Annotated in this window: 17 protein-coding genes and 3 pseudogenes; 11 read left to right on the top strand and 9 right to left on the bottom strand. The window is 71.6% G+C overall.

Annotated elements, in window-relative coordinates; translation table 11 throughout:
* Positions 1 to 218: 218 nt before the first annotated feature.
* The 7 genes from recO (at position 219) to VIM26_RS14145 (ending at position 6139) form a co-directional block, all read left to right on the top strand.
* Positions 219 to 950 carry a DNA repair protein RecO gene (gene recO / locus VIM26_RS14175; RefSeq protein WP_331952255.1) on the top strand — a complete coding sequence of 244 codons (732 nt, stop codon included), beginning with the start codon at positions 219 to 221 and terminating at the stop codon, positions 948 to 950.
* Positions 950 to 1771 (top strand): isoprenyl transferase, encoded by an 822-nt coding sequence (locus tag VIM26_RS14170; RefSeq protein ID WP_331952253.1) that lies wholly within the window; start codon positions 950 to 952, stop codon positions 1769 to 1771. The genes recO and VIM26_RS14170 overlap by 1 nt, the downstream gene beginning before the upstream one ends.
* Positions 1772 to 2035: 264 nt before the next feature.
* Complete coding sequence (locus VIM26_RS14165; protein WP_331952251.1) at positions 2036 to 3040, top strand: oxidoreductase; 1005 nt, start codon at positions 2036 to 2038, stop codon at positions 3038 to 3040.
* A 247-nt stretch (positions 3041 to 3287) separates the two neighbouring features.
* Positions 3288 to 3860, top strand: coding sequence for a WapI family immunity protein (locus tag VIM26_RS14160; protein ID WP_331952249.1), 573 nt, complete (start codon positions 3288 to 3290; stop codon positions 3858 to 3860).
* A gap of 155 nt (positions 3861 to 4015) precedes the next feature.
* Positions 4016 to 5236, top strand: coding sequence for a formate-dependent phosphoribosylglycinamide formyltransferase (gene purT, locus VIM26_RS14155; RefSeq protein ID WP_331952247.1), 1221 nt, complete (start codon positions 4016 to 4018; stop codon positions 5234 to 5236).
* A 14-nt stretch (positions 5237 to 5250) separates the two neighbouring features.
* A complete protein-coding gene (locus VIM26_RS14150) occupies positions 5251 to 5382 on the top strand; it encodes a hypothetical protein (RefSeq protein WP_331952246.1) in 132 nt (43 codons plus the stop codon).
* Between the two features lie 499 nt (positions 5383 to 5881).
* Entirely contained in the window at positions 5882 to 6139 is a 258-nt protein-coding gene (locus VIM26_RS14145; protein ID WP_331952244.1) for a DUF7455 domain-containing protein, read from the top strand.
* Between the two features lie 28 nt (positions 6140 to 6167).
* On the opposite strand, the gene VIM26_RS14140 is transcribed toward VIM26_RS14145, so the two are convergent.
* The 6 genes and pseudogenes from VIM26_RS14140 to VIM26_RS14120 form a co-directional block, all read right to left on the bottom strand.
* Positions 6168 to 6305, bottom strand: coding sequence for a hypothetical protein (locus tag VIM26_RS14140; RefSeq protein WP_331952242.1), 138 nt, complete (start codon positions 6303 to 6305; stop codon positions 6168 to 6170).
* A gap of 34 nt (positions 6306 to 6339) precedes the next feature.
* Positions 6340 to 6696: pseudogene (locus tag VIM26_RS27110) on the bottom strand (serine hydrolase); the annotation flags it as partial.
* Positions 6697 to 6779: 83 nt separating this feature from the next.
* Positions 6780 to 7139 (bottom strand): annotated as a pseudogene (locus tag VIM26_RS27105) (serine hydrolase domain-containing protein); the annotation flags it as partial.
* Entirely contained in the window at positions 7136 to 8020 is an 885-nt protein-coding gene (locus VIM26_RS14130; protein WP_331952258.1) for a metal ABC transporter permease, read from the bottom strand. The gene VIM26_RS14130 and the pseudogene VIM26_RS27105, both read right to left, overlap by 4 nt.
* Positions 8021 to 8040: 20 nt before the next feature.
* Positions 8041 to 8829, bottom strand: a complete 789-nt coding sequence (locus VIM26_RS14125; protein ID WP_331952238.1) for an ABC transporter ATP-binding protein — start codon at positions 8827 to 8829, stop codon at positions 8041 to 8043.
* On the bottom strand, positions 8826 to 9743 hold the full coding sequence (locus VIM26_RS14120) for a metal ABC transporter substrate-binding protein (RefSeq protein ID WP_331952236.1): 918 nt from the start codon (positions 9741 to 9743) through the stop codon (positions 8826 to 8828). Before VIM26_RS14120 ends, VIM26_RS14125 begins: the two co-directional genes overlap by 4 nt.
* Before the next feature lie 146 nt (positions 9744 to 9889).
* Between VIM26_RS14120 and VIM26_RS14115 the strand changes: the two genes are divergently transcribed.
* The 3 genes and pseudogenes from VIM26_RS14115 (at position 9890) to VIM26_RS27095 (ending at position 11981) form a co-directional block, all read left to right on the top strand.
* A complete protein-coding gene (locus VIM26_RS14115) occupies positions 9890 to 11275 on the top strand; it encodes a glycine--tRNA ligase (RefSeq protein WP_331952234.1) in 1386 nt (461 codons plus the stop codon).
* 183 nt (positions 11276 to 11458) lie between these two features.
* Positions 11459 to 11620 (top strand): annotated as a pseudogene (locus tag VIM26_RS27100) (ABC transporter ATP-binding protein); the annotation flags it as partial.
* 103 nt (positions 11621 to 11723) lie between these two features.
* Positions 11724 to 11981, top strand: coding sequence for a hypothetical protein (locus tag VIM26_RS27095; RefSeq protein WP_414696492.1), 258 nt, complete (start codon positions 11724 to 11726; stop codon positions 11979 to 11981).
* Between the two features lie 37 nt (positions 11982 to 12018).
* On the opposite strand, the gene VIM26_RS14105 is transcribed toward VIM26_RS27095, so the two are convergent.
* Together VIM26_RS14105 and VIM26_RS14100 are read right to left on the bottom strand one after the other, a co-directional pair.
* Positions 12019 to 13578, bottom strand: a complete 1560-nt coding sequence (locus VIM26_RS14105) for a GAF domain-containing protein (protein WP_331952232.1) — start codon at positions 13576 to 13578, stop codon at positions 12019 to 12021.
* A 132-nt stretch (positions 13579 to 13710) separates the two neighbouring features.
* Positions 13711 to 15285: a methyl-accepting chemotaxis protein gene (locus VIM26_RS14100; RefSeq protein ID WP_331952230.1), complete on the bottom strand. Its 1575-nt coding sequence runs from the start codon at positions 15283 to 15285 to the stop codon at positions 13711 to 13713.
* Positions 15286 to 15482: 197 nt separating this feature from the next.
* On the opposite strand from VIM26_RS14100, the gene dusB reads away from it, so the two are divergent.
* A complete protein-coding gene (dusB, locus tag VIM26_RS14095) occupies positions 15483 to 16646 on the top strand; it encodes a tRNA dihydrouridine synthase DusB (RefSeq protein WP_331952228.1) in 1164 nt (387 codons plus the stop codon).
* Between the two features lie 108 nt (positions 16647 to 16754).
* On the opposite strand, the gene VIM26_RS14090 is transcribed toward dusB, so the two are convergent.
* Positions 16755 to 18530, bottom strand: a complete 1776-nt coding sequence (locus VIM26_RS14090) for a glycoside hydrolase family 13 protein (protein WP_414696491.1) — start codon at positions 18528 to 18530, stop codon at positions 16755 to 16757.
* Positions 18531 to 18620 lie beyond the last annotated feature (90 nt).

Below are 18620 nucleotides of genomic sequence, written 5' to 3'. Positions count from 1 at the left end.
CCCGCCGGCGCGGCCCGCCGTCGGGCCCGGCACCCAAACCGCAGACTGCGCACATCGGCGTCTGCTGCGCACATCGGATGTGCGCAGCGGGCACGGATGTGCGCAGTCTGCGGGTTCTGGCGGTGGTCCGCTGTCCCGTTGGGGCTTGGCGGGGTTTCGGGGGCGTCGGGGAGCGTGGGGTGGCGGCGGCCGTGCGATCGGCAGGGAAGAATGGGGGCGTGAGCCTCTATCGCGACGAGGGGATCGTGCTGCGCACCCAGAAGCTGGGTGAGGCCGACCGCATCGTCACCCTCCTGACCCGCGAGCACGGCAAGGTGCGCGCGGTCGGCAAGGGCGTGCGCCGCACGTCCTCGCGGTTCGGGGCGCGCCTGGAACCGTTCATGCTCGTCGACGTCCAGCTGCACGCCGGGCGCAGCCTCGACATCGTCACCCAGGTCGAGACGATCTCGCCGTTCGCCCGGCGCGTGTGCGAGGACTACGCGATGTACACCGCCGGCACCGCGATGCTCGAGACGGCCGAGCGGCTGGTCGAGGCCGAGAAGGAGCCCGCGCTGCCCCAGTTCCGGCTGCTCGTCGGCGCCGTCCGCTCGCTGTCCGAGGGCGCGCACGCCCCGGGCCTGGTGCTGAACTCCTACCTCCTGCGGGCCCTGTCGATCGCGGGCTGGGCGCCGAGCTTCACCGACTGCGCGCGCTGCGGTCGGGCCGGACCGCACCACTCGTTCGCCGTCGCGCAGGGTGGGGCGGTGTGCGGTTCGTGCCGGCCGCCGGGCGCCGCGTCGCCCGCGCCGGAGACGTTCGTGCTGCTCGCGGCGCTGCTGAGCGGCGAGTGGCCGGCCGTCGACGCGAGCGACGAACGGCACCGCCGCGAGGCCGACGGTCTGGTCGCGGTGTTCCTGCAGTTCCACCTGGAGCGCCAGCTGCGCTCGCTTCGCCTCGTCGAAAGGGTCTGATGGCCCGCACTACCCAGACCGGCGCCGGGCGGACGACCCCGCACGTCGTCGTGCCGCCGCCGCCGCACCCGTCCGGAGCGCGCCCGCCGGCGATCCCGCTCGAGTTCGTCCCGCAGCACGTCGCGATCGTGATGGACGGCAACGGCCGGTGGGCCAACGCGCGCGGTCTGCCCCGGACTGCCGGCCACGAGGCGGGGGAGGCCTCGCTGCTCGACGTCGTCGCGGGGGCGATCGAGATCGGCGTCAAGCATGTCAGCGCGTATGCGTTCTCCACCGAGAACTGGAAGCGCTCGCCCGACGAGGTGCGGTTCCTGATGGGCTTCAACCGCGATGTGCTGCGCCGCCGCCGGGACGTGATGAACGACTGGGGCGTGCGGGTCCGCTGGGCCGGCCGCCGTCCGCGCCTGTGGCGCTCGGTCATCACCGAGCTGGAGACGGCCGAGGAGCTCACCCGCAGCAACGACGTCTGCACCCTGACCATGTGCGTGAACTACGGCGGCCGCGCCGAGGTTGCCGACGCCGCCAAGGCGATCGCCCGCGAGGTCGCCGCCGGCCGTCTCGACCCGGAGAAGGTCACCGAGAAGACCGTCGCGGCGTACCTGGACGAGCCGGACCTGCCCGACGTCGACCTGTTCCTGCGCACGTCGGGGGAGCAGCGCACGTCGAACTTCATGATCTGGCAGGCGGCGTACGCCGAGTACGTGTTCCTCGACGAGTACTGGCCCGACGTGGACCGCCGGTCCCTGTGGCGCGCGGTCGAGACCTATGCCAGGCGGGACCGGCGCTACGGCGGTGCGGTCGACCTGTCCGGGGCCCAGTGACCAGCTCGCCGCCCGCCTGACCCCAATCCCGTTGGAACGCACGAGCCGCGCCAGCCGGGCGTCGAACTGGGAGTCGTTGCTGTCTTTTCGCTCGAGCGAGGACAACAACTCCCAGTTCGATGGCGATCGACAGAGGCGTTCCCGCGGGAACGCGCCTGGTCGGCGTCCGCGGCGCTGGAGCTCTCGGCGAGCGGGCGGGCGGTCTGGTTACGCCGGCGGTGAACCGTGCGGCGACCGCGCTCGAGCGATGGTGCACTGGCGCGCATGAACCTGCTGGTGCTGGGCGGTACGGCGTGGCTGGGGCGCGAGCTGAGCCGGCAGGCGGTGGCGCGGGGACATTCGGTCACCTGCCTCGCACGCGGCCAGAGCGGTCCGGTCGCCGAGGGCGCGGTCCTGGTGAGCGCCGACCGGCAGGAGCCCTGCGCTTACGACGCGCTTCTCGGTCACGACTGGGACGCCGTGATCGAGCTGTCCTGGCAGCCCGGCTGGGTCCGCGAGGCGCTGGCGGCGCTGCACGGGCGGGCCCGCCACTGGACGTATGTCTCGTCGGTGAGCGTGTACGCCTCGCACGGCGAACCTGGTGCCGACGAGGGCGCGGCGCTGCTCGCGGCGGCTGACCGCGACGACGTCGACCGCGCGCAGTACGGCGAGGCGAAGGTCGCGTGCGAGCTGGCGTCGCGCGACGTCGTCGGGGACCGGCTGCTCGTCATCAGGCCCGGGCTCATCGGCGGGCCGGGCGACCACACCGGCCGCTCGGGGTATTGGGTTGCCCGCGCGGCGCGTGACCCGCTGGCTCCGATGCTGGTCCCGGACTCGCCCGACGTCCCGACCCAGGTGGTCGACATCCGGGACCTCGCCTCGTGGGTGCTCGACGCCGCGCTGGGTGGGACCACGGGCACATACGACGCCGTCGGCCCCGTCCTGCCGCTTGCCCGGTGGATCGAGCTGTCCCGCGCGGTAGGCGGACACCGCGGGCCGCTCGTGCCGGCGCCTGCGGGCTGGCTGCTCGCGCAGGGCGTGGCCGAGCTCGCAGGTCCGGCCTCCTTGCCGATGTGGATCGTCGAGCCGGGCTGGGAGGGGTTCTCGAACAGGTCAGGGGCTGCCGCAGTCGCGGCGGGGCTGCGGCATCGTCCGCGTGCGGACCTGCTCAGCGACCTGCTCCGCTGGGAAGAGCGGGAGGGCCTCGACCGCCCCCGCCCGGCCGGCCTGCCCGCACCCCGCGAGCAAAGCCTCCTGGCCGCCCTGGTTCCGGTGACGCCGACTCAGTAGTCGAACGGCTCGGTCTTCGGTTCGGCTCGCGGTGTGGAGGGACGCGCGTGGGACTGGAGTGACAGGTGGGGACGATGTGACACCCATTTCTGTCTCACGGTCACCATCTGTCACTCGCGCGTCCCTCCGCACCGCAGCCCCTTGCGGAGGGGTCACCCCGGCTCGCCGGATGTAGCCCTGTCTCTGCGAACAGACGCCGGTCAAGATCCGCTCATCCGGTCCGGGATGATGGTGCTCGATGAGGCTGATGTCGAGTGATGGGGCGATCGTCGAGCTGAGCGTGGTCGGGTACGAGTTCCCGGTGGCGAGCGATCGCGAGGCGCAGGACGAGTACGACGCCAACTGGTTGGTGATCGACGGTTCGGTCCGTACCGCGGAAGGTCGGGCGTGGTCGTGGACCGAGCCGAGCCTGCTGACGTCGGAGGCCCGCGAGTTGACGACCTGGTTGCGCAGCGCGGCGACGACCGACGGCGCGGTCCCGATCTGGGACGACGCGAGGCTGACGTCCTGGCTGGCCGACGTCGAGTCCGACACGGTCGAGCCCTGGTCGTCGGACGGCGCGGATGAGAGCGACGGGCTGCTGCTGTTCTTGGAGCCGAACCTCGGATTCTCCGTCGCGGCGCGAGCCGAGGCGATGGTCCACCTCCGGGTCCACTTCTCCCTCGAAGCATTGCCGGAGCCACCGATCGGCGCCGCCGGCGGGTTCCCGCTCTACTCGTTCTTCGTCACCCTCACGCTCGACCCCGCCGACCTCATGGCCGCCGTCGAGCAGTGGGAGCGCGACCTGGCGCCGTATCCCATCAAGCGAATCGCCCCGTAGCGCCGGCAGCCGAGAGCAACGGCGATCCAAAGCACGTGCGATCCAAAGCAACGGCGGTCTCAAAGCACCTGCGCCCGAACTCTCACCCGCCCAACCCGTGGCAGGCTCTTCCCTCGCGCACTCACGCGCTCGCAGACGGAAAGGCCCGACCCTTCATGAGACCGCTCGGCACCCCCTACTCGCCGTCGGCGATCCGCGTGATGCTCCTGGGTGCCGGTGAGCTGGGCAAGGAAGTGGTGATCGCGCTGCAGCGCCTCGGTGTGGAGACGATCGCGGTGGACTCCAGGCCGAACGCGCCCGGTCACCAGGTCGCGCACCACGCCCGCACCGTCGACATGTCCGACCCGGACGCCCTGCGCGCGCTGATCCTGGCCGAGCGGCCCGACGTCGTCGTGCCGGAGATCGAGGCGATCGCGACCGCCGCGCTGGTCGCGCTGGAGGCTGAGGGCGTCGTGCGGGTGATCCCGACCGCGCGCGCCACCCGGCTGACCATGGACCGCGAGGGCATCCGCCGCCTCGCCGCCGAGACGCTGGGCCTGCCGACCAGCCCGTACCGGTTCTGCGACTCCCTCGCCGAGCTGACCGCCGCCATCGACGGCACGGACGACGGCGGCGCGGGCATCGGGTACCCGTGCGTGATCAAGCCCGTCATGAGCAGCTCCGGCAAGGGGCAGAGCAAGATCGACGGGCCCGCCGACGTGCCCGCGGCCTGGGACCACGCGATGGCCGGCGGCCGCACCAAGCGCGGGCGAGTGATCGTCGAGGCGTTCGTCGACTTCGACTACGAGATCACCCAGCTCACCGTGCGGGCCTCCGGCACCGGCGGCGAGGTCGAGACCCACTTCTGCGAGCCCATCGGGCACCGCCAGGTCGGCGGCGACTACGTCGAGAGCTGGCAGCCGCACGCGATGCCCGCGGCCGCGCGTCTGCGCGCCCAGGAGATCGCCCGGGCGGTGACCGAGAACCTGGGCGGCCAGGGCGTCTTCGGCGTCGAGCTCTTCGTGCGCGGCGAGCAGGTCTGGTTCAACGAGGTCAGCCCGCGCCCGCACGACACCGGCATGGTCACCATGGTCACTCAGGGCCAGAACGAGTTCGAGCTGCACGCCCGCGCGATCCTCGGTCTGCCCGTGGACACCACGTTGCGGACCCCCGGCGCGAGTGCGGTCATCTACGGCGGCGTCGACGCGCCCGCGATCGTCTTCGACGGGGTCGACGACGCGCTGCGCGTCCCGAACAGCGACCTGCGGCTGTTCGGCAAGGTCGAGAGCTTCACCAAGCGCCGCATGGGCGTCGCCCTCGTGCACGACGTCGACGTGGACTACGCCCGCGCGCAGGCCCGGCTGGTCGCGCGCCGCGTGAAGCCGCGCAAGGCCTGACGGAGGCCCCGGCGATGCCCGACGGCGGTCCGTCCCCGTGGACCGCGACCCCGTGGACCGCGACCCCGCCGCCGACACGCGTCCTCGAGGAGTTCGGCGCGACCGGCCGGCTGCTCGCGCTCCGGGGCGGGCAGGGCACGTCGTAGCAGAGCGGGCCGCTCGTCCTGAAGCCATCGGACCTGCCGGGCGCCGCGCTCGCCTGGCTGGACGAGGTGGTCCGGCCGATTCGGACAGACCGGGTCAGGCTGAGCCAGAGAACAACCCAGGCAACCCTGGCTTTGAGGCTCCACGGCGGCGCCGTCGGCGCTTGGCGGGAAGACGCTGAGCCGGTCGGGTGCATCTTTGCAGGATCGGCATCGACCCGCCGATGATGAGTCCACCGTCGGTGACGAAATCAGCGGCCTGCCGCTCGCCCGAGACGGCAGGATTCCGTCGGTGCGGAGCATGGTGCCCGAGTGAACCGTGGGACCGATTCGACGGACCTTCGAGTCGTCTCCATGCACATCTGTCACATGCTCCGCACCGGCGGAACAGTAACCGGCTCCGAAACCCGGGACTGGCCCTCACCCGCGGATCATTTCGCTAAAGATGGGCCAGTTCCTACCGATATGGTCGGCAACTTGCTCGCCCGATACAGGAGACACCATGAACCCGATGCGCCCCGAGGAGGCCCCCGAACGGGTACCGATCGAGACGGTCGCGCCGCCCGCGGCGGCGGACATGGCATACGAACGGTGCGCGAGCTGCGGGCACCGCGCGTTCGTGCTGGTGATGACCGCCGGGGGCCCGCTCGCCTTCTGCGCGCACCATTTCGAGCAGAACGCCAGTGCGTTGGCCCTGGTCAGCGTCGTCATCCACGACATCCGCGACCAGCTGGTGCCCGCGATCCGCGCACCGGACTGACCTCGGGACGCAAGTGCCCCGATGCGGGTTATCGGGTGGGTGCGCTGTGCGCCCAGAAGTCGCGGATGATCGCGGACGGGTCGGTGCCGGTCGCGGCGACCTGCGTGAGCAGGATGTCGACCGAACCGGTGGACTCCGGTGATGTGCGCGGTCGTTCCGGTGCCACCGACCCAGCCGTAGCGGCCCGGCACGTTCCAGGGGTCGATGGTCTCGACGTCGACCGATCCGCCGAAACCCCAGCCCTGGCCCCCGAGGAACCGCGTGCCGATGTCGCGCTGCGGGGCGGTCAGGTGATTGGTGGTCATCTGCCGGACCGATTCCGGTGACAGCAGCCGGCGACCGTCGACGGCCCCGTCGCCCAGGATCATGCGGGCGAAGCGAAACCAGTCGTCCACGGTCGAGGCCAGTCCGCCGGCTCCGGCGGGAAACGGCGGCAGGTGGCTCCACTGCCAGTCCGGGCCGTCGGCCAGCTGGAAGCCTCCGGCCGGATCCGCCCGGTAGTAGCTGGTGAGCCGGTCCCGCGTGGCCGCGGGCACCTCGAAGCCGGTGTCGACCATGCCGAGCGGCTCGAGCACGCGCTCGCTGAGGAACTCGGGGAACGACTGACCAGGGCGAAGTCGGACGCGAAGCCGTAACCCGTGCGTCCGGTCAGCAGGTCGCGGACGGAGATCGGTCGGGTCGCCGGCACGACGTCGTCCACGGGGCTCGCGGGGGTGCGCACCACCACGGGCGAGGCGAGCTCCGGCAGCCACGCGTCGACGGCGTCGTCCAGCGCGAGGCGGCCGTCGTCGACCAGCACCATCACGGCCGCCGCCGTGATGGGCTTGGTGATCGAGGCGATGCGGAAGATCGAGTCCCTCGCCATCGGGATTGCGCGCTCGATATCGGCCGAACCGGCGACCTCCACCTCCACCCGGTCGCCGCGGGCCGTCAGGCTGACCGCTCCCGGCACCGATCCGCGGGCAACATGCGCCTCGAGGAGGTCGCGCAGTGCGCTCACCCTGCGGCCTCGACGCTCACGTCGTCGGGCACGGCGGGGTGCGGATCGTGCGGCCGGGGCCGCCGCAGCAGCGGCGCGAGCAGCGCGACCACCGTGTACACACCGATCGCGAGCACCACGATCGTGGCGCCGGGGGACAGGTCGTTCCAGTAGGTGATCGACAGCCCGGTCACGCACACCGTGACCCCGATCCCCATCGCCAGGCCCATCGTGCGTCTGAACGAACCCGACACCAGTTGCGCAACGGCGACGGGCACGATCATGAGTGCACTCACCAATAGCAGTCCGACGACCCGCATCGAGACGGTCACGGTGAGCGCCGCGATGACCGCAATGGTGATGTTCAGGAAGCGCACCGGGAGGCCCGCCGCGCGGGCGAACTCCTCGTCGTGGCAGACCGCGAACAGCGCGGTGCGCAGCCCGACGCCGACCACCAGGATGATCGCGGTGAGGATCACGGTCAGCCACAGGTCCGTGCTGGACACCGTCGAGATCGAGCCGAAGAGGTAGGCCATCAGGTTCGCGTTGGTGCCGCCCGCGAGCGAGATGAGCAGCACGCCGCCGGCGATCCCGCCGTAGAACAGCAGGGCCAGGGCCACGTCGCCGCTGGTCCGGCCGCGCTCGCGGACCAGCTCGATCACCACCGCGCCGATGACGGCCGTGATCACCGCGCCGGGCACCGCGAGGATGTCGTGCGGCGCGAGGTCCATCAGGTTGCCCACGAGCCAGCCGAGGGCGACCCCGGTCAGCGCGACGTGCCCTATGCCGTCGCCGAGCAGGCTGAGCTTGCGCTGCACGAGGTAGGTGCCCATCACCGGCGCGGCGAGGCCGACCAGCAGCGCCGCGGTCAGCGCGCGCTGCATCAGGGGGTCGCCGAGCATGCCGACGAGCTCGTTGAGGATCACGGCTCCCACCTCAGCCCGGCCACGCCGGTGTCGGCGCGATAGTCCTCCGTGTCGTGCGGGTGCACGTGGTCGTGGTCCGCCTCTCCGTGCTCGCGGGTGGGGGAGGGAGGGGCGCCGTCGTGCACGACGGCGCCGTGGCGCAGCACGACGGCGCGCTGAACCAGGGGCGCGAGCGCGGCGAGCTCGTGCAGCACGACCAGGACCGTCCGGCCGCGCGCCGTCAGGGCCCGCAGCGTGTCCGCGAACGCCTGCTGGCTGGGCAGGTCGACGCCGGCCACGGGTTCGTCGAGCACGAGCAGGGCCGGGTCGCGGACCAGCGCCCGCGCGATCAGCACGCGCTGCTGCTGGCCGCCGGAGAGCTCGCGCACCGGGCGGTCCACGTGGTGGGTGAGCCCGACGAGGTCGAGCGCGCCGCGGACCGTCTCGCGTGAGTGCCGTGGCGGCCGCAGCCGCCGGCCGTGCAGCAGCCCGGAGGCGACGACCTCGCCCGCTGTGGCCGGCACCCCGGTCGCGGCGCTCACGCGCTGGGGGACGTACCCGATGCGGTCCCACGGGACGGCCCGCCCGAGCGGCGCGCCGAGCAGCTCGATCCGGCCGGACTCGATCGGCACCGCGCCGACCAGCGCCCGCACCAGGGTCGACTTGCCCGAACCGTTCGCGCCGAGCAGCGCGACGACCTCGCCGTCCGCGACCGTCAGGTCGACGTCGCGCAGGATGACGTTCCCGCCCAGCCTGACGCGCACGCCGCGCGCGAGGACGGCCGGGGGCGGCGCGGGCTTCGTCATTTGCAGTCCAGGGCCGTGCGCAGGACGCTGAGGTTCTTCAGCATCACGTCACGATAGTTGGAGCGCGGGTCGGTCAGGCTCTCCACCGGGTCGAGGACGGCGGACTTGACGCCTAGGTCGGCCGCGAGGGTCTGGGCGACCTTCGGGCTGACGAGGTGCTCGGAGAAGATCGTGGTGACCCCCTTCTTCCGCACGAGGTCGCGGATCTGCCGCAGGCGTGCCGGTGACGGCTCGGCGTCGGGATCGAGGCCCGACATGCCGACCTGTGACAGGTCGTAGCGGTCCGAGAGGTAGCCGAACGCCTCGTGCGAGGTGACGATCGTGCGGTCCTTGCAGCTCGCGAGGCCGGTCCTGTACTTGGTGTCGAGGTCCGTGAGGGACATCTCGAGCCTCTTGGCGTTCGCGGCGTAGGTGTCCGCGTGGCTCGGGTCCGCCTTGGTGAGCGCCGCGGCGACCGGGCCGGCGAGCCGTTCGAGGCGGTGCGGGTCGAGCCAGAAGTGCGGGTCGAGCGTGCCCTCCCCGCGCTTGGGGTGCGCCCACGCGACCAGGTCGGCGGTGTGGGCGGCGTTCACGACGTTCGTCGGCTGGCGCGCGGCGACGCCCTCGTCGACCGCGGCCTGGAACCCCGAGAGGTACACCACGACGTCGGCCTCGCTCACCGTGCGCACCTCGCGGGGGGACAGCTCGACGTCGTGCGGCTCGGCGCCGGGCGGCGTCAGGGAGCTCACGTCGACGAGCTTGCCGCCCACCTGCTGGGCCACGTACTGCAGCGGGTAGAACGAGGCGAGGACCTGAACACCGGCCTTGTTCCCTTCGTCTCCGAACGCCGTAGAGGCGCAGCCGGACAGGACGAGGGAGACGGTGGCGACGGCGGACAGGATGAGCAGGGGTCGTCGCATGACGATGATTCTCACGCTCGTGAGAATCATTGTCAAAACGACTGTCCAGATCGGGCGGATCGAGGAGTCCGCGCGGGCCCCAGGGATCGCGGTCGCCCGGGTAACCTGTGGGGTCCACCCCGCCCAGCCAGGTCGGGGTCCTGTGTGAAGGTGATTACTCCGTGGCTCCTCCCTCTCGTCTTGATTCCGTCATCTCCCTGGCAAAGCGCCGTGGCTTCGTCTTCCCGTCGGGGGAGATCTATGGAGGCACCCGATCGGCCTGGGACTACGGTCCACTCGGGGTCGAGCTGAAGGAGAACATCAAGAAGCAGTGGTGGCGCACGATGGTCACGAGCCGCGACGACATCGTCGGGCTCGACTCCGCGGTCATCCTGCCCCGCCAGGTCTGGATCGCCTCGGGCCACGTCGGGGTCTTCACCGACCCGCTGACCGAGTGCACGAGCTGCCACAAGCGGTTCCGCGCGGACCACCTCATCGAGGCGTACATCGAGAAGAAGGGCCGCGAGCCGGAGAACGGCATCGCGGACCTCGCCTGCCCGAACTGCGGCACGCGCGGCCAGTGGACCGAGCCGCGCGACTTCAACATGATGCTCAAGACCTACCTCGGCCCCGTCGAGGAGGAGTCCGGCCTGCACTACCTGCGGCCCGAGACCGCCCAGGGCATCTTCGTGAACTTCGCCAACGTCGTCACGACGTCGCGCAAGCGGCCGCCGTTCGGCATCGGGCAGATCGGCAAGTCCTTCCGCAACGAGATCACGCCGGGGAACTTCATCTTCCGCACCCGCGAGTTCGAGCAGATGGAGATGGAGTTCTTCGTCGAGCCGGGTACGGACGAGACCTGGCACCAGTACTGGATCGACGCGCGCCAGAAGTGGTACACCGACCTGGGCATCTCCGCGGACAACCTGCGCCTGTTCGAGCACCCGCAGGAGAAGCTCTCGCACTACTCCAAGCGGACCGTGGACATCGAGTACCGGTTCGGCTTCCAGGGCAGCGAGTGGGGCGAGCTCGAGGGCGTCGCGAACCGCACCGACTTCGACCTCAAGACGCACACCGAGCACTCGGGGCAGGACCTGTCCTACTTCGACCAGGCCAAGAACGAGCGCTGGGTGCCGTACGTCATCGAGCCCGCCGCGGGCCTGACCCGGTCGCTGATGGCGTTCCTCGTCGAGTCCTACACCGAGGACGAGGCGCCGAACACCAAGGGCGGCGTCGACGTGCGGACCGTGCTCAAGCTCGACCCGCGCCTCGCGCCGGTGAAGGCCGCGGTGCTGCCGCTCTCGCGCAACGAGGCCCTGTCCCCGAAGGCCCGCGACCTCGCGGCCGAGCTGCGGGGCTACTGGAACGTCGAGTTCGACGACGCCGGCGCGATCGGGCGCCGGTACCGTCGCCAGGACGAGATCGGCACCCCGTTCTGCATCACGGTCGACTTCGACACCCTCGACGACCAGGCCGTCACGATCCGCCACCGCGACGACATGACCCAGGAGCGAGTGGCCCTGGACAAGGTCGCCAGCTACCTGGCCGCCCGCCTCCTCGGCGCCTAACCCCACCCTCACCCCTGTCCGCGTTCTGCAAACTAACCGGCGTTCTGCAAACTCCGGGAGTTTGCAGAACGCGGCCAAGTTTGCAGAACCGGGCGGGGGCGGCCCCGCCCGTGACATCTGTCACCGGCAGGTCGTGACGGGCGGACCAGGGGAGCGCGGCCGCCGTCGGGCAGGATCGACCCCATGAGAACCTCGCCCGCCGCCGATCCAGACCTCGCCCGGCGCACCGGTCGGCCGGTGCCCGCCCTGGAACTGGTTGACCTGCACAAGAGCTTCGGGGCGGTGCGCGCCGTGGACGGCATCAGCCTGCGCATCGAGCCGGGCGAGATCGTCGCCTTCCTCGGCCCGAACGGGGCCGGGAAGACCACCACGATCGACCTGATGCTCGCCCCTCGCGCGGCCCGACGGCGGCTCCGTCGCGGTCTTCGGCGGCACCCCCGCCGAGGCGATCGCCCGCGGCCGGATCTCCGCGGTCATGCAGACCGGCGGGCTCCTGAAGGACCTGACGGTCGCCGAGACCGTCCGACTGACCGCGTCGCTGTTCGCCGACACTCGCCCGGTCGAGGAGGTGCTCGCGCGGGCCGGGATCCTCGCCCTCGCCGACCGCCGCGTCGGTAAGTGCTCGGGCGGCGAGCAGGCAAGGCCGCCGAGAACAGCTGGCTCTAGCCCCTCCAGACTCCGCCGAGAGCGGAGTTACCGCCCCTAGAAAGCGGTTTCCGGGGGCGGTTACTCCGCTCTCGGCGTTAGGTGCCGAGGATGGCTTGGGTTACGGCTACCTGTTCTGTCAGGACGCCGCTGATGGTGGTCTGCGTCTCGTTGATGCGATCGACGACGCCGCGGATCTCGGCGAGCGAGCGGACCACGTCCTGCACCTGCTGCTGGATGGTCTGGACCTTGTCGCCGACCTCCGTGGTCGCCGCCGCGGTCTCGTTGGCCAGCTCCTTGACCTCGTGGGCGACGACGGCGAACCCGCGCCCGGCCTCGCCGGCGCGCGCCGCCTCGATGGTCGCGTTCAGGGCGAGCAGGTTCGTCTGGGCCGCGATCGCCCGGATCGCCTTGACCACCTCGCCGATCTTGGTGGACGAGACCCCGAGCCCGGCGACGTTGCGGTTGGCTTCCTCGGCGAGCTGTTGACCCTCGTTCGCGACCGACGTCGCCGCCAGGACGTTGCGTTCCACCTCCTGGATCGACGTGACCAGCTCGCGGCCGGCGGTCCGCAGGCGCTCGTCGGCGGCGAGCCGGTCGAGCGACTGTCCGAGCAGGAAGGCCGTGTTGCGCAGGGCATCCTCGCGTCCGGTCGAGAGGGTCAGGGTGGTGGTGGCAAAGAAGTCCATGGTGCCGATGACCTGGCCGCCGACCAGGATGGGCAGGCACACCCCGGACTTGACCCCGGCCCGACCGGCGACCGGGGCGCGGACGCAGTCGGTGAGCTTCGCCAGGTCGGCCACAAAGACCAGGTCACGCGTCTTCCAGGCCCGACCCGCGAGGCCGACACCCTCCGCGAACGAGGCCTTGCGGGTGACCTCCCGGAACTCGTTGCCCGCGTCCCCGGACTCCTGCACGAAGTGCAGGGCGTGGTCGGACTGGTCGACCGCCCAGTAGGAGCCGTACGCCCAGCCGAAGCCCTCGCGGACCGTGTTCAGGGCCTTGTTCAGCGCGTCCTTGCCGCTGTCGGCACTCGTCAGGTCCCGGATCACGCGGTTCACGGCGTCGATGTCGCGGCTGGCGTCTCGCTGTCGCCCGGCGGTCGCGATCCGCTCGATGGCCTGCGACACCAGGATACCGATGCTGCGCAGCGTTGCCAGCCGTTGCTCGGAGAGCTCGACGGTCTCCATCGCGAAGAAGTCCATCGTCCCGGTCACCACACCGTCCTCCATCAGCGGGAAGCAGATGCCGGACTTGACCCCCATGCGCTGCGCGGCGGGTGCCCGCACGCAGTCCCGGAGCTCGCCGAGATCTGCGACGAAGACGAGGTCGCGGGCCTTCCACGCTCGCCCCGAGAGCCCGACGCCCTCCTTGAACGACGCCTCGAGGGTCACCCGCCGGAACTCCTCGGCCACCTCACCGGAGTCCTGGGCGAAGCGCAGGGCGCCCCCGACCGGGTCGATGACCCAGTAGGAGCCGTACGCCCACCCGAACCGCTGCCGCACCAGGTCGAGCGCGGCGCTGACCGCCTCTTTGATCGTCCGGGTGCCGGCGAGCGTGCTCACCACCGCCGTCACGGCGTCGACGTTCGCCTTTGCCTCGGCGAGCATCCCGACCGCCCCGGCGGGCCCGTCGGTCCTCGCGATGAAACGCAGCATCTGAACTCCTCGTGTGGCTCCCGACCGACGTCTACCGCCGCGACTGAGAATGAGATCGGCTGCCCGGACGAGAAGTTGAGGCGGACAGAGCGGACAGCCTGACCGGGACCCTCCAGCGTCGGCGGACGCGGGCTAGAAGGTGAAGGTTCGGACGAGTTGGTCCAGGCTGGTCGCGGTGCCGGCCAGGTCGCCGGCCGACTGCAGGGTCACGCCCGCGCCCTGCGAGGTCGACCCGGCCGCGGTCGCCACGCCCTGGATGTTCTCCGCGATCTGGCCGGTGCCCTCGGAGATCTGACCGACGCTGCGGCTGATCTCCGACGCGGTGGCCGACTGCTCCTCCACCGCCGCGGCGATCGTGCCCTGGAGCTCGTTGATCTGGCTGACCACGTCCGCGATCTGCCCGATGGCCTCGGCCACCTCCGCGGTCGTGGTCTGGATCGCGAGGGTCTTGCGCGAGATGTCCTCGGTGGCCCGGGCGGTCTCCCGCGCCAGGTCCTTCACCTCACCGGCGACGACCGCGAAGCCCTTGCCGGCGTCGCCGGCCCGCGCAGCCTCGATCGTGGCGTTGAGCGCGAGCAGGTTGGTCTGCCCGGCGATCGTGTTGATGACCTTGAGGATGTCCCCGATCTCACCGCTCGCCTCCCGCAGGCGCTGCACGGCCTCCGATGTGAGCCTCGCGGTCCCGACCGCGCCGGTCGCCACCCCGGCCGCCGACGCCGCGCTGCGGGAGATCTCGCTGATCGACGCGGTCATCTCCTCCGTTGCCGCCGACATCGTGCCCACGTTCGCCGAGACCTCGTCGGCGGCGGCCGCGACCACGTTCGCCTGCAACGACGTCTCCTCGGCTCCGCTGCCCAGCTGGGTGGAGATCGCAGTGAGCTCCTCCGAGGCCGCGGCGAGCGTCGTGGACGTCTCCCCGATGGAGGACATCGCAGCGCGGATCGCGCCGAGGGCCTCGGACAGTGCGCCGGCCATCACCCCGATCTCGTCGCTGTTGTGCACCGTGACCTCGGCGGTGAGGTCCTTCGCGGCAACCTTGCGCAGCGCAGCCACGAGCAGCGCGAGCGGGCGGGTGATCGAGCGGCCGACCAGCAGTGAAAGGCCGCCGAGGAGCGCGATCCCGACGACCAGCGCGATCGCGACGACGGCGTTCAGCCGCGCGATCGCCGAGTGCGACGCTCGCGTGGCCGCGGCCACGCGAGCTCCCAGGTCCTCTCGCGTGGCGGTGATCTTTGCCTGGACCGCGTTCGCGCGCTCGCGCTCCGTGGTCAGCGCCGGCAGTGCCTGCGGGCCGGCCGGGTCGATCGCCGCCAGGACCCGCATCTGCGCGGTGACCTCGTCCAGGTAGGCCTTGTACGCCACGCGCACGGTGTCCAGCCTGCGCCCGAAGGCGGCGGGCACGCTGAGCGCGTCGACCTTCGACCAGGCGGCGTCGACCTGCGCCTTGACGACGTCCAGCTCGCCGGACGCCGTCTTGCGGGCGGCATCGTTCGTCGCCAGCAGCATGTCGCGCTCGGCGATCTGGGTGTCGCTCTCGCGCATGTCCAGCTCGGCCAGGCTGCTGTTGACGGCGTTGAGCGACGTCGTCAGCTCGCTTGCCGACTTGATCTTGCTCCCGCTCAGCACACTGACCCCGCCGATGGTGCCGGCTAGCACCAGTCCGGCGACAACGAGCAGCGCCAGCTTCCGACCTACGGTGAAACGCATTTCTACTCCTTGAATCCGGTTGATACCTCGGGAATCCTCTGCGATTCGGATCGGCCCGGCCGGCGGTCCCGTGAGGCCGCGGACCGTCAGGGTTTCTTAACGCCGCGGCGCTCGCCGACACGCGCGCACGGCCCTCCGGGGGGCGCCCGCGCGGTCGTCGCCCAGGGGCCGAGCCCGACGTACGCGACAATGATCCGGTGACTGCTATCGCCACCCGCCTGCTCCCGCCCCTGCGGATCGGGCCGCTGAGCATCGACACCCCCGTGGTGCTCGCGCCCATGGCCGGGGTGACCAACGCCGCGTTCCGCCGGCTGTGCCGCGAGAGCGGAGCCGGGCTGTACGTCGCGGAAATGGTCACGTCCCGCGCGCTCGTCGAGCGCGGTGAGGAGTCCATGCGGATCATCTCGCACGAGCCCGACGAGCGACCGCGCTCGGTGCAGGTCTACGGCGTCGACCCCGCGACCGTCGGTGCCGCGGTCCGGATGATCGCCTCGGAGGACCGCGCCGACCACATCGACCTGAACTTCGGCTGCCCCGTGCCCAAGGTCACCCGCAAGGGCGGCGGCGCGGTGCTGCCCTGGAAGCGGGACCTGTTCGCCTCGATCGTGCGCGCGGCCGTCGACGCCGCCGCCCCGTACGGCGTGCCGGTGACTCTCAAGATGCGCAAGGGCATCGACGAGGACCACCTCACCTACCTCGAGGCCGGCAAGGTCGCCCAGGACGTCGGCATCGCCGCGGTCGCGCTGCACGCGCGCACCGCCGCCGACTACTACTCCGGCACCGCCGACTGGGAGGCGATCGCGCGCCTCAAGGAGGCGGTCACCGACATCCCGGTGCTCGGCAACGGGGACATCTGGTCGGCCGAGGACGCCGTGGCGATGGTCGCGCAGACCGGCTGCGACGGCGTCGTCGTCGGGCGCGGTTGCCAGGGGAGGCCGTGGCTGTTCGCGGACCTGGCGGCGGCGTTCGCCGGGTCGGACGCGCGGGTGCGCCCGGGCATGCGCGAGGTCGCCGGCGTCGTGCACCGGCACGCCGAGCTGATGGTCGAGCACTTCGGAGAGCAGAGCAAGGCGCTGCGCGAGATGCGCAAGCACATGGCGTGGTACTTCAAGGGGTACATCGTCGGCGGGGACCTGCGCCGCTCGCTCGGGCTCGTCTCGACCCTGACCGAGCTCGAGGATCTGCTCGCGACCCTCGACCTCGACCAGCCGTACCCCGGCGAGCCCTCGGAGGGCCCCCGCGGCCGGGCCGGCTCCCCGAAGCGCGTCTCCCTGCCCGAGGGCTGGCTAGCCTCCCGCGACCTGAGCGAGGAGTTCGCCCGCAGCCTGGCCGAGGCCGAGCTCAGCGTCTCCGGCGGCTGACCGCGGCGGCTGAACCCGCAGCGGCGGCTGAACGCGCAGACTGCGCACATCGGTTCCTCCTGCGCACATCGGATGTGCGCAGTCGACGGTGATGTGCGCAGTCTGCGCTCAGTGACCCTGTTCGGGGGCGACGCGGACCCAGACCGTGGTGTCGCTGGGGACGACTCGGACGCCGCCGGCCGCGTGCAGAGCGGCGCTCGCGTGCAGCACGTCGGCGCCGTGCGGGAGGGCGACCGGGTCGGTGCCCAGGTTCGCAAGCACCAGCACGTCACGGTTGACGAACGCGACCACCGCGTTCCCGCTCGCCCGAGCCATGCCGTCGACCCAGGCCAGCGACCCGGTGCCGAGCTCGAGGTCGCGGCGCAGCGTGAGTGCCTCGCGGTAGAGCTCGTACGTCGAGCCCGGCACCCCCTGCTGGGCGTCGAGCGCGTACGAGGCCCACGACGTCGGCTGCGGCAGCCAGGTCTTGCCCGTCGGTGAGAAGCCGAAGCCGGCCTCGCCCTTCGCCCAGGGCAGCGGCACCCGGCACCCGTCGCGACCGCGCTCGCTGTGCCCGGAGCGCCACCACGCCGGGTCCTGGCGGAGGTCGTCGTCGAGCGCGGTGTGCTCGGGCAGCCCGAGCTCCTCGCCCTGGTAGAGGTAGGCGGAACCCGGCAGGCCGAGCATGAGAAGCGTCGCGGCGCGCGCACGGCGCAGGCCGAGGGCCTCGTTGGGCTGCTCGTCGCCGTGGCCGATCCCCGTCGGCCGCGAACCGGCCTTCACCAGCCCGAGCCGCGAGGTGTGTCGCACGACGTCGTGGTTGGACAGCACCCAGGTGGTCGGTGCGCCGACGGCGTCGCTCGCGGCGAGCGAGGCGGTCACGACCTCCTGGAGCGCCGGGGCGTTCCACCGGGCGGCGAGAAAGGAGAAGTTGAAGGCCTGGTGCATCTCGTCCGGGCGCACGTACCGAGCGAGCTGCTCGAGCGGCTCGACCCACGCCTCGGCGACCAGCGCGCGATCGCCGTCGTACTCGGCGAGGACGTTGTGCCAGGCCCGGTAGATGTCGTGCACGCCCTCCTGGTCGAACATCGGGCCGCTGTCGCCCACCATCCGCTCGGTGTCGCCAACGGCGCCGGCCGGGTCGGCGGCGTCGGGCAGTCGTTCGACGCCCTCGATCATCGACGCCTGGCCGGCCCAGTCGGGCAGGCCCGACTCCTTGACCAGGCCGTGCGCGACGTCGACCCGGAAGCCGTCCACGCCCTTGTCGAGCCAGAACCGCAGCACGCTCTCGAACTCGGCGCGCACCTCGGGGTTCTCCCAGTCGAGGTCCGGCTGGCGGGTGTCGAACAGGTGCAGGTACCACTCGCCGTCGGGCACGCGCGTCCACGCCGGCCCGCCGAACAGGGAGGTCCAGTTGTTCGGCGGCGTCGCGCCGCCCTTGCCGTTGCCCGGGCGGAACAGGTACCGCGCGCGTTCGGGGCTGCCCGGACCGGCGGCGAGCGCCGCGGAGAACCAGGCGTGCTCGTCGGAGGTGTGGTTCGGGACCAGGTCCACGATCACTCGCAGCCCGGCGGCGTGCGCGCGCTCGAGCAGCACGTCGAAGTCCGCGAGCGTGCCGAAGATCGGATCGACGTCCCGGTAGTCGGCGACGTCGTACCCGGCGTCGGCCTGCGGGGAGCGGTAGAACGGCGAGAGCCAGATTGCGTCGACCCCGAGGGTCGCGAGGTGGTCCAGGTGCGCCGTGACGCCGGGCAGGTCGCCGATCCCGTCGCCCGAGGCGTCCGCGAAGGACCGCGGGTACACCTGATAGATGACGGCGTGCCGCCACCACTGCGCGCCCGGTCCGCCGACGGCGTGCACGATCGTGGTGGTGGGCGCCGGGGCGCCGGGCGTCAGGTCAGGAATCACGTCTGGGGCCGCCTCAATCAGTGTGGTGAGCAGGTCGAAACCTTCGTAACGTCCGAGCGTTGACGTCCTATAGGACGTCAACGCTCG

The organism is Pengzhenrongella sp. (genome assembly GCF_036565025.1).
In the GTDB taxonomy this organism is placed as follows: Bacteria; Actinomycetota; Actinomycetes; order Actinomycetales; family Cellulomonadaceae; genus Pengzhenrongella.
The sequence above is the reverse complement of the archived record's forward strand: the minus strand, read 5'-3'. Positions and strand labels throughout refer to the sequence as shown.

Bases quoted from the DNA above. Each gene is read 5' to 3' on its own strand.
- VIM26_RS14170 (WP_331952253.1), top strand. From the start codon at position 950: ATGGCCCGCACTACCCAGACCGGCGCCGGGCGGACGACCCCGCACGTC.
- VIM26_RS14165 (WP_331952251.1), top strand. From the start codon at position 2,036: ATGAACCTGCTGGTGCTGGGCGGTACGGCGTGGCTGGGGCGCGAGCTG.
- VIM26_RS14160 (WP_331952249.1), top strand. From the start codon at position 3,288: ATGTCGAGTGATGGGGCGATCGTCGAGCTGAGCGTGGTCGGGTACGAG.
- purT (WP_331952247.1), top strand. From the start codon at position 4,016: ATGAGACCGCTCGGCACCCCCTACTCGCCGTCGGCGATCCGCGTGATG.
- VIM26_RS14150 (WP_331952246.1), top strand. From the start codon at position 5,251: ATGCCCGACGGCGGTCCGTCCCCGTGGACCGCGACCCCGTGGACCGCG.
- VIM26_RS14145 (WP_331952244.1), top strand. From the start codon at position 5,882: ATGAACCCGATGCGCCCCGAGGAGGCCCCCGAACGGGTACCGATCGAG.
- VIM26_RS14130 (WP_331952258.1), bottom strand. From the start codon at position 8,020: ATGCTCGGCGACCCCCTGATGCAGCGCGCGCTGACCGCGGCGCTGCTG.
- VIM26_RS14125 (WP_331952238.1), bottom strand. From the start codon at position 8,829: ATGACGAAGCCCGCGCCGCCCCCGGCCGTCCTCGCGCGCGGCGTGCGC.
- VIM26_RS14105 (WP_331952232.1), bottom strand. From the start codon at position 13,578: ATGCTGCGTTTCATCGCGAGGACCGACGGGCCCGCCGGGGCGGTCGGG.
- VIM26_RS14100 (WP_331952230.1), bottom strand. From the start codon at position 15,285: ATGCGTTTCACCGTAGGTCGGAAGCTGGCGCTGCTCGTTGTCGCCGGA.